Source organism: Pantoea sp. SYBGC1, assembly GCF_057197005.1.
In genome coordinates this window covers 1,071,386-1,085,214 of record NZ_JBXUNM010000001.1, presented here as the reverse complement: position 1 = coordinate 1,085,214, position 13,829 = coordinate 1,071,386, and the positions used below count along the sequence as shown (strand labels likewise).

The window sequence follows — 13,829 nt, the reverse complement described above, 5'->3', positions numbered from 1 at the left end:
GCTCAGAGCTGGAAATCGTTGAAGTCGTCTTCGCCTACTTCAGAGTCAATCTGACCCACCAGATAGGAGCTGACTTCCACTTCCTGCGGTGCAACCTGCACGTTATCAGACACCAGCCAGGAGTTGATCCATGGAATCGGGTTGGAGCGGGTCTGGAAAGGCAGATCGAGCCCCACCGCCTGCATACGGATATTGGTAATGTACTCAATGTACTGGCACAGAATATCTTTGTTCAGACCAATCATCGAGCCGCCGCTGAACAGATACTCTGCCCACTCTTTCTCCTGCAGCGCCGCTTTCTTAAACAGCTCGAAGCACTCTTCACGGCACTCCGCAGCAATCTCTTTCATCTCCGGATCGTCTTCACCGCTGCGCAGCAGATTCAGCATATGCTGGGTACCGGTCAGATGCAGCGCTTCATCACGCGCGATCAGCTTGATGATTTTGGCGTTGCCTTCCATCAGTTCACGTTCGGCGAACGCGAATGAACAGGCGAAGCTGACGTAAAAGCGAATCGCTTCCAGCGCGTTAACGCTCATCAGACAGATATAGAGCTGCTTTTTCAGCGCACGCAGGCTGACGGTAACTGATTTACCGGCAACCTGATGCGTGCCTTCGCCCAGCAGATGCCAGTAGTTGGTCATCTCAATCAAATCGTCGTAGTACTTTGAGATATCCTGTGCGCGCGCCAGAATCTGCTCGTTGGTGACGATATCATCAAACACCAGCGACGGATCGTTGACGATGTTGCGGATAATATGGGTGTAAGAGCGTGAGTGAATGGTCTCAGAAAACGCCCAGGTCTCGATCCAGGTTTCCAGCTCCGGGATAGAGATCAGCGGCAGCAGCGCGACGTTCGGGCTACGGCCCTGGATAGAGTCGAGCAGCGTCTGATACTTCAGGTTACTGATGAAGATATGCTTTTCGTGATCCGGCAGCGCCTGATAGTCGATACGATCGCGTGAGACGTCGACCTCTTCCGGACGCCAGAAGAAAGAGAGCTGCTTCTCAATCAGCTTTTCAAAAATGTCATATTTCTGCTGATCGAAACGCGCTACGTTCACGGACTGGCCGAAGAACATCGGCTCTTTCAGCTGATCGTTTTTATTCTGTGAAAAAGTAGTATAAGCCATGACTAAGTCCAAAAAGTGAAGCGGGCTGGCAGCGCCAGCCCTGACATAAGTACGCGTCGCCGGTTAGATTTTACAGGCGCCGCTTTCGCAGCCATCATCCTGAATCGACGGAGCCAGATCGTCCTGTGCATCTTCTGCGCCGTCGCGGGTGTTTTGATAGTAGAGCGTCTTCACACCAAACTTATAGGCGGTAAGCAGATCTTTCAGCAGCTGTTTCATCGGTACTTTACCGTTGGCAAAGCGGCCCGGATCGTAGTTTGTGTTTGAGGAGATCGCCTGATCGATAAACTTCTGCATCACGCCGACCAGCTGCAGATAACCATCATTAGATGGCATTTCCCACAGCAGCTCATACTGATCTTTCAGACGCTCATACTCCGGCACGACCTGACGCAGGATGCCATCTTTAGACGCTTTAATGCTGATGTGGCCGCGCGGCGGTTCAATACCGTTAGTGGCGTTAGAGATCTGCGAAGAGGTCTCTGACGGCATCAGGGCAGAGAGCGTGGAGTTACGCAGGCCGTGTGTGGTGATCGATTCACGCAGCGCTTCCCAGTCGAGATGCAGCGGCTCATTGCAGACGGCGTCCAGATCCTTTTTATAGGTATCAATCGGCAGAATGCCCTGTGAATAGGTTGTCTCTTTAAACCACGGGCAGGCGCCTTGCTCTTTTGCCAGCTCATTTGATGCTTTCAGCAGATAGTACTGAATAGCCTCGAAGGTTTTGTGCGTCAGATTGTTGGCGCTGCCGTCAGAGTAGCGTACGCCGTGTTTCGCCAGGTAGTAAGCGTAGTTAATGACGCCAATACCCAGCGTACGGCGACCCATGGCACCACGCTGTGCTGCCGGAATCGGATAGTCCTGATAATCAAGCAGCGCATCGAGCGCACGCACCGCCAGCACCGCCAGCTCTTCGAGGTCGTCGAGGCTGTTGATGGCACCGAGGTTGAAGGCGGAAAGCGTACAGAGCGCAATTTCGCCATTTTCATCATTCACATCCTCAAGCGGCTTGGTTGGCAGCGCAATCTCAAGGCAGAGGTTAGACTGACGCACTGGCGCAATCGCCGGATCAAACGGGCTGTGGGTATTGCAGTGATCGACGTTCTGGATGTAGATACGACCGGTTGAGGCGCGCTCCTGCATCATCAGCGAGAAGAGATCGACCGCTTTTACGCGCTGCTTACGGATGCTCTCATCTTTCTCATATTTGGTGTAGAGACGTTCAAACTCCTCCTGATCGGCGAAGAACGCATCATACAGGCCCGGGACATCTGACGGGCTGAACAGGGTGATATCTTCGCCTTTCAGCAGGCGGGTATACATCAGCTTGTTGATCTGAACGCCGTAGTCCATGTGGCGCACGCGGTTACCTTCCACACCACGGTTGTTTTTCAGCACCAGCAGGCTTTCCACTTCCAGATGCCACATCGGGTAGAACAGCGTCGCTGCACCGCCGCGCACGCCGCCCTGAGAGCACGATTTCACCGCCGTCTGGAAATGCTTATAGAACGGGATACAGCCGGTATGAAACGCTTCGCCACCGCGAATCGGGCTGCCCAACGCACGAATACGGCCTGCGTTAATACCGATGCCGGCGCGCTGTGACACATATTTCACGATAGCGCTGGAGGTGGCGTTGATAGAGTCCAGACTGTCGCCGCACTCAATCAGAACGCAGGAGCTGAACTGACGGGTCGGGGTGCGCACGCCAGACATGATTGGCGTCGGCAGCGAGATCTTAAAGGTGGAGATCGCGTCATAAAAGCGCTTGATGTAGCTCATGCGCGTATCGCGTGGATAGTTTGAGAACAGGCAGGCTGCGACCAGAATATACAGGAACTGCGCGCTCTCATAGATCTCGCCGCTGACGCGGTTCTGCACCAGATATTTTCCTTCCAGCTGCTTAACCGCAGCGTAAGAGAAGTTCATATCGCGCCAGTGATCGATGTAGCTGTCCATCAGCTCAAACTCTTCGGTGCTGTAATCTTCCAGCAGGTGGCGGTCATATTTGCCCAGCTCCACCATTTTCACGACCTGATCGTAAAGCTTCGGCGGCTCAAACTGGCCATAGGCTTTTTTACGCAGGTGGAAGATAGCCAGACGTGCTGCCAGATACTGGTAATCTGGCGCATCGCGCGAAATCAGATCGGCTGCGGCTTTGATGATGGTTTCATGGATATCAGAGGTTCTGATGCCATCATAAAACTGAATGTGAGAGCGCAGTTCAACCTGAGAAACTGAAACATTGTTCAGCCCTTCAGCCGCCCAGTCGAGTACACGGTGAATTTTATCGAGATCAATGCGTTCCTGACGGCCATCGCGTTTGGTGACGAGCAGACTTTGGTTCATGTCGCGTGTTTACCTGTCCATGAAATAGGAAATTATCCCCTAACTATTCACAAGGTCTATGCACAAGCCGCTCGCTGTGAGTAAGCCTGTGGATAAACACTATATATAGGGGGTTCGGGAAGTTTTACTAACTATATGGTGAGTATTTTAGTCAGCATTCTTTGCTTAACAAGAGTTGATTTTTGGCAAAGAATCAGTCCTGGTAGCCGGGAAAAATCCTGGATCCGCGTGGCATAAGGCCTGGGTTAGCTGTCAACGGCTTCATACTTTTTTTTAATAGTATGACTGAGCGCGTAAATCTCAATCAAAGGCGCGGAACCCGTCATTAAGGCAGAGACGAAACGGAGAAGATCGGCTAGCGGGGATGAAGAAGAGAGGCACGCTCCGCAGAGCGGGCCTCTGTTATCAGCGTGTTTCGCCTGCGGTGTCATCCTGAGCGTGGGTATGAATCATATAGTTCACGTCCACACCCGGCCCGAGACGGAACTTGTTGGTCAGCGGATTATAGTGCAGGCCAATCATGTGGCGTTCGCGCAGTGTGGTTTCGTCTACCCAGTCCAGTAATTCAGCCGGGCGGATAAACTTTTTGGCGTCATGCGTACCGCGCGGCAGCATGCGCAGCACATATTCGGCACCGAAAACCGCCAGCAGCCAGGCTTTAGGATTACGGTTTATCGTGGAGAAAAAGACCTCACCGCCTGGTTTTACCAGGCGGGCGCAGGCCATAACAACCGAGCGCGGATCGGGTACGTGCTCCAGCATCTCCATGCAGGTCACTACGTCATACTGGCCAGCATGGCTGTTCGCGTGATCCTCCACCGTCTGCTGAATATAATCGACGCTGACGCCGTTCTCTTCGGCATGCAGACGCGCCACTGCCAGCGGTTCCGCGCCCATATCCAGCCCGGTTACTTCTGCGCCTTCACGCGCCATGCTCTCTGCCAGAATGCCACCGCCGCAGCCGACATCGAGCACTTTTTTACCAAACAGGCCGTTGCTGTGCTGCGCAATCCAGCCCAGACGCAGCGGGTTAATACGGTGCAGCGGCTTAAATTCACCCTCCAGATCCCACCAGCGCGAAGCGACCGCTTCAAACTTGGCAATCTCGCTGTGATCGACGTTCTGACGGCTTTCCTGCGGTTGTTCACTCATTGAATAACGACTCCTGGCAAAATATCTCCTGAGTATAAACGCTTAAACGTCAGGTGGCATCTCTCAGCGTGAACGAAAAGCGCCAGAAAACCCCGCTTTACGTTCACCGTACGTAAGCAATGTGATATACTTTCGCACCTTTAAAATCCGGGATTAAGTAGAGGGATAGCGGCTCCATGAGCGACCTTGCGAGAGAAATTACACCGGTCAATATCGAAGAAGAGCTGAAAAACTCCTACCTCGATTACGCCATGTCGGTCATTGTTGGCCGAGCCTTACCCGATGTCCGTGATGGCCTGAAGCCGGTGCATCGCCGCGTGCTTTACGCCATGAGCGAACTGGGTAACGACTGGAATAAAGCCTATAAGAAATCTGCCCGTGTGGTAGGTGACGTTATCGGTAAGTATCACCCGCACGGTGACTCTGCTGTATACGAAAGTATTGTCCGTATGGCCCAGCCGTTCTCCCTGCGCTATATGCTGGTTGATGGTCAGGGTAACTTCGGTTCCGTTGATGGCGACTCCGCTGCAGCGATGCGTTATACCGAAGTCCGTATGGCGAAGATCTCCTCTGAGCTTCTGGCCGATCTGGAAAAAGAGACGGTCGACTTTGTGCCAAACTACGACGGCACCGAGCAGATCCCGGAAGTGCTGCCAACCAAAATTCCTAACCTGCTGGTAAACGGCTCCTCGGGTATCGCCGTGGGAATGGCAACCAACATTCCGCCGCATAACCTGACTGAAGTGATCAACGGCTGCCTCGCCTTTATCGATGATGAAAACATCAGCGTAGAAGGGCTGATGGAGCACATTACCGGTCCGGACTTCCCGACCGCAGCCTTTATCAATGGCCGTCGTGGTATTGAAGAGGCCTACCGTACCGGGCGCGGTAAAATCTATATTCGCGCGCGTGGCGAAATCGAAACCGATGCCAAAACCGGCCGCGAAACCATTATCGTCAATGAGATCCCGTATCAGGTTAACAAAGCGCGCCTGATTGAAAAAATTGCCGAGCTGGTGAAAGAGAAGCGCGTTGAAGGGATCAGCGGGCTGCGCGATGAGTCTGATAAAGACGGTATGCGCATTGTCATTGAAGTCAAACGCGACGCCGTGGGTGAAGTGGTTCTGAACAACCTCTATTCGCTGACGCAGCTGCAGGTCTCTTTCGGTATCAATATGGTGGCTCTGCATCAGGGTCAGCCGAAGATCATGTCACTGAAAGAGATCATCGAAGCCTTTGTGCGCCACCGTCGCGAAGTAGTGACGCGTCGCACCATCTTCGAACTGCGCAAAGCGCGCGATCGTGCCCATATCCTTGAAGGCCTGGCAATTGCGCTGGCGAATATCGATCCGATTATCGAGCAGATCCGTCGCGCGCCGACGCCGGCAGAAGCGAAGGGTGCTCTGCTGGCACAGGCGTGGGATCTCGGCAATGTTGCCGCCATGCTTGAGCGTGCCGGCGATGACGCTGCGCGGCCGGAGTGGCTGGAGCCTGAATTTGGTATTCGCGATGGCCGCTACTATCTTACCGAGCAGCAGGCTCAGGCGATTCTGGATCTGCGTCTGCAGAAACTGACCGGCCTTGAGCATGAGAAACTGCTTGATGAGTACAAAGAGCTGCTGGAGCAGATTGCCGGGCTGATTCACATTCTGCAGAGTGCTGACCGCCTGATGGAAGTGATCCGCGAAGAGCTGGAAGCGATGCGCGATCAGTTTGGCGATGCGCGCCGTACTGAGATCACCGCCAACAGCGCGGATATCAATATCGAAGATCTGATTAACCAGGAAGATGTGGTCGTCACCCTGTCGCATCAGGGCTACGTTAAGTATCAGCCGCTGTCAGATTATGAAGCGCAGCGCCGCGGCGGTAAGGGGAAATCAGCCGCACGTATCAAAGAAGAGGACTTCATTGATCGCCTGCTGGTGGCTAACACCCACGACACGATTCTCTGCTTCTCCAGCCGGGGTCGTCTCTACTGGATGAAGGTTTATCAGCTGCCGGAAGCGAGCCGTGGCGCACGCGGACGTCCCATCGTCAACCTGCTGCCGCTGGAAGCAAACGAGCGCATTACCGCTATTCTGCCGGTGCGTGAGTATACCGAAGGCTTCAATATCTTTATGGCGACAGCCAGCGGCACGGTGAAGAAAACCGCGCTGCAGGAGTTCAGTCGTCCGCGCAGCGCTGGCATCATCGCCATCAACCTGCGTGAAGATGATGAGCTGATTGGCGTGGCGCTGACCAACGGCAATGATGAAGCGATGCTCTTCTCCGCTGGCGGTAAAGTCGTGCGCTTTGCTGAGAGTGCAGTGCGTGCCATGGGGCGTTCAGCCTCAGGCGTGCGCGGTATCAGGCTGGCAGAGAACGATAAAGTGGTGTCGCTGATTATACCGCGCGAAGAGGGCGCGATCCTCACCGTTACGCAGAATGGTTACGGTAAGCGTACGGCTAACAGCGAGTATCCGACGAAGTCACGTGCCACTCAGGGCGTTATCTCGATCAAAGTTACCGAGCGTAACGGACCGGTTATCGGTGCGGTACAGGTGGTAGACGGCGATCAGATTATGATGATCACCGACGCCGGCACGCTGGTACGTACCCGCGTATCGGAAGTGAGTGTGGTCGGCCGTAACACGCAGGGCGTGATCCTGATCCGCACCGCGGAAGATGAGAACGTGGTTGGCCTGCAGCGTGTGGCGGAGCCAGTTGAAGAAGAGGAGCTGGATGCCATCGACGGCAGCGTGGCGGAAGGCGAAGAGGATATTGCGCCGGAAGTCGACAGCGATGACGAGGCACCGGACGCAGAAGACGACGCATAATCGTCTGATGCACCTTATCAGCGGCAGGTCAGGGCAACCGACCTGCCGTTTTATTATCTGAGTTTTCGCCCCGCACCTCTGCACCAACTGGCTTTTTCGCAGCGATAAAGCTAGTGTATGTGCACCTTTTTGGGTCCTGTTAACCGTTACCGCCAGTGAGCCTCTCTTGAAATATCTCGTCTCCTTTCGCACCACGCTTCGTATCTCGCGCTATCTTTTCCGGGCGCTGGCGCTGCTGCTCTGGTCGCTGGGTGCATTGCTGACCACCTTCTACATCATCAATGTGCTGCATGAAAAAGAGAACGGAATACGCCAGGAGTTTGCGGCGAACTACGGTAAAGCAGAGTGGTACGTCCGGCACTCGGCTGACGTCATGCGGGAACTGAAGTACATCACGGAAAATCGTCTTAGCAGCAGCGCCAACGGGCTGGATATGCTCAACGGCCTGCCCGCCGGTAAAAGCACGCTGCCGCAGTTTACGCCGCTCTTTTCCGACGGTGACTGCACCTCAATGAGCAACACCTGGCGCAATTCGCTCGACTCGCTCAGCTACTATATCAACTACTGGAAAAGCAATTTTGCTGCGGCCTATGAGCTGAATCGCGTGTTTTTTATCGGCGGTGAGAGCCAGTGCCTGGCTGATTTCACCATCGGCAGCAGCAATCCGTTAGACCGGGAGCGCAGCATGAAGGCGCTGCGCGAACATGTGCTGCACTATCGCAACAGCAATGAGGAAGATCGGCGCAATCCGATGTACTGGATCACCGACAGCGCGCAGCCCGGAAGCGGCAATTTCTACATGGTCGTCCCGGTTTACGTCGCCAACAAACTTCAGGCGCTGCTGGGCGTTGAGCAGAATATCCGGCTGGATGAATTTTTACAGCCCGGCGGACTGCCGCTGGTGGCGACCATTACCGATGAAAATTACCGCCCGCTGCTGAGCAGCCGCCGCAGCGGACCCGGTTACGCGCTGGACGATCTGCCCGATGAGAGCACCTGGTTTGGCTACCTCGATAGCTACCGCCAGCTGGTGCTGAAAAAGCCGCTGCCGCCGTCAGATCTGAATATCATCTGGTCTCTGCCCACGTCGGTAATGGTGGATCAGCTGCGGCTGCTGCTGCTTAACGCGCTGCTGCTTAACATCTTCAGTGCGATTGTGCTTTTCACCCTGGCGTGGATATTCGAGCGCCGCATGTTCCTGCCGGCGGAAGATAACGCGCACCGGCTGGAGGAGCACGAGCAGTTCAACCGTAAAATTGTCGCGTCGGCACCGGTAGGGATCTGCATTCTGCGCACCAGCGATGGCACCAATATTCTGAGTAACGAACTGGCGCACAACTATCTTACGCTGCTGACGCAGGAGGATCGCCAGCGGCTTAATGAAATTATCAGCGGCCAGCAGGTGAATTTTGTGGATGTGCTGACCGGCAGCAATACCAACCTGCAGATCAGCTTTGTGCATTCGCGCTACCGCAATGAAAACGTGGCCATCTGCGTGCTGGTTGATGTCTCATCCCGCGTACGTATGGAGCAGTCGCTGCAGGAGATGGCGCACGCCGCTGAACAGGCGAGCCAGTCGAAATCGATGTTCCTCGCGACCGTCAGTCATGAACTGCGCACGCCACTTTACGGCATCATCGGTAACCTCGATCTGCTGCAGACCAAAAGCCTGCCCAAAGGGGTGGAGTCGCTGGTTACCGCCATGAACAACTCCTCCAGCCTGCTGCTGAAAATTATCAGCGACATTCTCGACTTCTCGAAGATAGAGTCAGAGCAGCTGAAAATTGAGCCGCGTCCCTTCTCACCGCGCGAAGTGATTAACCATATCACCAGCAACTATTTATCGCTGGTGGTGCGCAAGCGTCTTACGCTCTATGTATTCATGGAAAACAACGTGCCGCTGGCGCTGGATGGCGATCCGCTACGGCTGCAGCAGGTGATCTCCAACCTGCTTAATAACGCCATCAAATTTACCCATACCGGCTGCATTATTCTGCACGCCTACGTTAAAGAGGGCTATCTTGCTTTCCGCGTGCGCGATACCGGCGTCGGCATTCCGGCCAGAGAGGTGACGCGGCTGTTCGATCCTTTCTTCCAGGTCGGCTCCGGCGTTCAGCGCAACTTCCAGGGCACCGGGCTGGGACTCGCGATCTGCGAAAAACTGATCAACATGATGGATGGCGATATTGAGGTCGATTCTGAACCGGGGATGGGCAGCCAGTTTATCGTACGTATCCCAATCTACGCCGGCCAGCAGCCGGCGCCGCCGCTGCTGGATGGCCTGCAGGAGAAAGCGATCTGGCTTGACCTGCGCAACGACTATCTCGCTGCGTTTCTGCTGCGCCTGCTGCAGCAGCAGGGACTGAAAGTGGCAGCCTGGCAGGGTCAGGCAGAAAGCGATGATGTGGTGATAAGCGATCACGACGATTCACTGACGCAGGCGGTGCGCGCGCGCATTCTGATCTGCGGTGAACATATCGATATGCCGCAGGAGCGCTCGCCGGGCGTCTGGGTGCAGAGCAGCGCAACGCTGCACGACCTGCCGCTGCTGCTGGGACGTATCTATCGCATCACAATTGACAGCGATACCACCACCCCGCTGCCGCCGCCTGCGGCAGAGAATGCGAGCAGCAATGAAGATATTACGATTCTGATTGTGGACGATCATCCCATCAACCGTATGCTGCTGTCGGAGCAGCTCGGTACGCTGGGCTATCAGACCAAAACGGCGCAGGATGGCGTTGATGCGCTTAACGTGCTGAGCCGCAATCATATCGACATCGTACTGAGCGACGTAAACATGCCAAACATGGATGGTTATCGCCTGACGCAGCGGCTGCGCCAGCTGGGGCACGTGTTCCCGGTGATTGGCGTAACGGCGAACGCGCTGGCGGAAGAGAAGCAGCGCTGTATGGATGCCGGTATGGATAACTGCCTGTCGAAACCTGTGACGCTGGATGAGCTGAAAGTCACCCTGGCGCGCTATGCTGCCCGCGTGCGTACCGGTCGTCAGGGGTAGTAGGGCAGGGGATTAAGCGAACGGGCGGCCCGCGGGCCGCCCGTAAAGATTAATCTTTGTCGATCTGCGTGGCACTGACCGAGGAGAGGTAGTTCAGCAGTGCGATATCGTTATCCACGCCCAGTTTCATCATGGCTGATTTCTTCTGGCTGCTGATGGTTTTGATACTGCGGTTCAGCTTCTTGGCAATCTCAGTGACGAGGAAACCTTCCGCAAAGAGACGCAGTACTTCACTCTCTTTCGGCGACAGACGCTTGTCACCGTAGCCACCTGCGCTGATCTTCTCCAGCAGTTTGGCAACGCTTTCCGGCGTATATTTTTTGCCTTTCTGCAGGGCGGCCAGCGCTTTTGGCAGATCGGTCGGGGCGCCCTGTTTCAGCACAATCCCTTCGATATCGAGATCCAGAACGGCGCTCAGGATCGCCGGATTGTTGTTCATGGTCAGAACAATGATCGAAAGATCGGGATAGTGACGCTTGATGTACTTGATCAGGGTAATACCGTCGCCATACTTTTCGCCAGGCATTGAGAGATCGGTGATCAGAACATTCGCGTCCAGCTTAGAGAGGCTGTTGATCAGTGCTGTGGAGTCTTCAAACTCACCTACTACGTTAACCCATTCAATCTGTTCCAGAGACTTACGGATACCAAACAGAACAATGGGATGGTCGTCGGCAATAATTACGTTCAGGTTATTCATCTTATTGGTTACCTTGCTGCAGCAGTTGATTGACATAGGCGTCAATTTCACTGGTGGTATTTTTAATGGTTAAATCGTCGCACATTTTAATGTGCTGTTCTAACGCTTCACAAAGCTGTTTACCCGGCAGCAAATTGAGCATGGCAAAAACGCCTTTCAGGCGATGCGCTGTCTGAGCAAGAGAAGGATAGTCGCTATCCGACGCTTCAGTATACAGTCTCCTGACATCAGGCGGTACTGTCTCGGTAAACAGCTGGAAATAGCCGCCGCTTAACAGCGGTGTGGCAGCCTCATTTTCTTCACTCTCCTCCATCAAATCACTGGCCAGCTGCTTTTCAATCAGGGCCAGCAGTGCGTCAAGCAGGGCGTTGCTGAGGTTATAATTCACGCGATACTGTCTGTCATTCAGGGCGTGATGCCCCAGCTCGTCGCCCGCCAGCAGTAATGCCCAGCCGCTGAGACGTTCAGGATCGTCCGTGATCAGAACATCGTGCTCCTGACCCGAAAGCCGTTCATCTGAGGTCAGGCACTTAGCGCCCCAGTTCTCCAGATGACGACAGACGATTTTCTGTACATCTTCAACTGCTATATCGACCAGAGCGGTCACGCCCTCCAGTAATTTTTCTTCCTGCTCATCCAGCAGCAGCTGCAGCGTCAGCGGCAGCTGGATGTTATAGCGCGTGCCGATGCCGGGTTTAGCGATAATGTCTAACTGACCACCCATCTGCTTGCAGAGCTGTTTACAGAGGAAAAAGGCCATTCCGGAGGCCTGACCAAAACGATCCTGCGATGTCTCACCAAGATAGGGGAAATCGGCATTGGTCAGTTCATCCGCCGTCAGCCCGGAACCGGTATCGACCAGCTGCAGCTGCAGCACGTCAGGCTTATCCGCTGGCGTTTTCACTTCCAGCGTGATTTTTCCCCATTGCGTGGTGGTCAGCGCATAATGCATCAGGGTGGTCAGCACCTTGCGCAGCGCGCGGCGGTCACCGCTGCGCATTTCATCATTCGCCAGCTGGTTATTTACGACCAGCGTCAGGCCCTTGCGTCGCAGCAGCGGCAGGCTCTCCAGCGCAATCTCATCCAGCAGATCCTGCAGATTAAACGGGCTGGTTTCCGGCGACCAGTCATGCGCTTCCAGCCGGTTCAGTAGCACGATGTCATCGACCAGGCGGGCCAGCCGCTGGCTCTCATCCAGCAGATCCAGCACGCTCTCATCGTCACCGCGCTGGCTGAGCTGTACCAGCCGCGTCACCATATCCTGCAGCGGGCGGTTCAGCGCATGGCCAAGCTGCTGCATCAGCTGCTGGCGCATCTGGTGATTGCGATCCAGTACCTGCTGTGCTTTCTGCAGCTTCTTATTCACCAGCAGTTCGCGATCCTGGTCGCGCATCATAAACAGCTGCGTGTGCGGCGACAGCACGCTGCGTGCATGACGGATCTCATAGACTTCGTTATTGATAGTCGCCTGCAGCACGCCCTGATGCTGATCGGACATGTTGATAATCTTCTGCAGGTTCAGGTGCGGCAGCAGGTGATCGGCAATCTTATTACTCAGCAGGGTGCGGTTAGTGGCGAAGTCATACACCAGCAGCCCGACCGGCAGGCTGGCGACGATCTCTTCATTCAGCATACGCAGCGAATCGAGCTCTGCGCTCTGATTCTCATTCGGGCGCAGCGCCTGCTGACGCAGCAGGGTCACGCCGGCAATCGACAGCAGGAAGAGCAGCAGGTTGATAAGCAGCGGCCACATCAGGTTATGCAGCATATCAAGCGCAAGGCTAACCAGCGGTACGCGATAAACCAGCTGCAGCGGCGTGCTGGGCAGCGAGGCGGCGATCTCCAGATCCGGGTTAACCAGCGTAACGCTGGTCGTACCGTCGCTGCCATCATCCGTGCTGCTGCCCGGGGTCGCATCCTGACGCAGCTGGAAATTCTCCAGCGGCAGGTTCTGCGGCACCAGATCGTTAACCGGCAGATCGAAAGCCACCACCGTTGCCAGATGACCCGGCTGGTTGAAGGTGGTGCGCAGCGTAAAGTAGTGATCGTTCTGCCAGGTAAAATGACGCAGCGGCGAGAAGCTTTCGCGCTCATCCAGGGCGTTAGCCTGCTGCAGCATCTCCGCCCGGCGGCTGTCGACCAGCGTATTCAGCGCGCTCTCTTTATAGCGCGTTGCCATATCTTTCAGCGGCAGGGTAGAGATCATAATCAGGCTATTATCCTGACCGTTCAGAAAATACATTGACCACGCCGGGTTTTCCGCACCCCATAACGTATCGAGATAGCCGGACATACGCATGGTCATATCCAGCGTGCTGCCGTCGTGCGAACCGAAAATCAGCGCTTCCGTTTTGCGGCGTGTTTTTTCCAGATAGTAAACATCCGGGCGCAGCCGGGTCTCCTGCAGCGTGCTGTTAGGCGCAGAGCCGGCCGCACTGGTGGCGAGGTTTTCGTAAATCTGCCAGGTGGCGAAGCGGTAAGCGTCGATGCGTTTTTGCATATCACGCGCCAGGTCAGCCATGGCATAACGCTTTTCGGCAATCCAGGCGCTGACGCTATTGTGCACCACGGCGCCCAGCGCCAGCAGCAGCACCAGGTTAAACACGACAACAAAACGCGTAACGTTACCGGAAGTCAGTGGAAATTTATAAAGCATAGTG

Annotated in this window: 7 protein-coding genes; 2 read left to right on the top strand and 5 right to left on the bottom strand. The window is 55.0% G+C overall.

What is annotated here, in order from left to right; translation table 11 throughout:
* Positions 1-2: 2 nt before the first annotated feature.
* The 3 genes from nrdB to ubiG form a co-directional block, all read right to left on the bottom strand.
* The gene (gene nrdB / locus AC2CF9_RS05010) at positions 3-1,133 is read right to left on the bottom strand and encodes a class Ia ribonucleoside-diphosphate reductase subunit beta (RefSeq protein ID WP_039385534.1); all 1,131 of its coding nucleotides are present in this window, start codon (positions 1,131-1,133) and stop codon (positions 3-5) included.
* Positions 1,134-1,196: 63 nt separating this feature from the next.
* Positions 1,197-3,482, bottom strand: a complete 2,286-nt coding sequence (gene nrdA / locus AC2CF9_RS05005) for a class 1a ribonucleoside-diphosphate reductase subunit alpha (RefSeq protein ID WP_039385532.1) — start codon at positions 3,480-3,482, stop codon at positions 1,197-1,199.
* A 405-nt stretch (positions 3,483-3,887) separates the two neighbouring features.
* Complete coding sequence (ubiG, locus tag AC2CF9_RS05000; protein WP_484556387.1) at positions 3,888-4,634, bottom strand: bifunctional 2-polyprenyl-6-hydroxyphenol methylase/3-demethylubiquinol 3-O-methyltransferase UbiG; 747 nt, start codon at positions 4,632-4,634, stop codon at positions 3,888-3,890.
* 176 nt (positions 4,635-4,810) lie between these two features.
* Between ubiG and gyrA the strand changes: the two genes are divergently transcribed.
* Positions 4,811-7,450, top strand: a complete 2,640-nt coding sequence (gyrA, locus tag AC2CF9_RS04995) for a DNA topoisomerase (ATP-hydrolyzing) subunit A (RefSeq protein WP_150016525.1) — start codon at positions 4,811-4,813, stop codon at positions 7,448-7,450.
* A 166-nt stretch (positions 7,451-7,616) separates the two neighbouring features.
* The gene (gene rcsC, locus AC2CF9_RS04990; protein ID WP_484556386.1) at positions 7,617-10,469 is read left to right on the top strand and encodes a two-component system sensor histidine kinase RcsC; all 2,853 of its coding nucleotides are present in this window, start codon (positions 7,617-7,619) and stop codon (positions 10,467-10,469) included.
* Between the two features lie 49 nt (positions 10,470-10,518).
* Here the strand turns inward: rcsC and rcsB are convergent, their stop codons facing one another.
* Both rcsB and rcsD read right to left on the bottom strand, forming a co-directional pair.
* Positions 10,519-11,169: a response regulator transcription factor RcsB gene (rcsB, locus tag AC2CF9_RS04985; protein ID WP_033750421.1), complete on the bottom strand. Its 651-nt coding sequence runs from the start codon at positions 11,167-11,169 to the stop codon at positions 10,519-10,521.
* Position 11,170: 1 nt separating this feature from the next.
* A complete protein-coding gene (gene rcsD, locus AC2CF9_RS04980; protein ID WP_150016523.1) occupies positions 11,171-13,825 on the bottom strand; it encodes a phosphotransferase RcsD in 2,655 nt (884 codons plus the stop codon).
* Between the last annotated feature and the right edge of the window lie 4 nt (positions 13,826-13,829).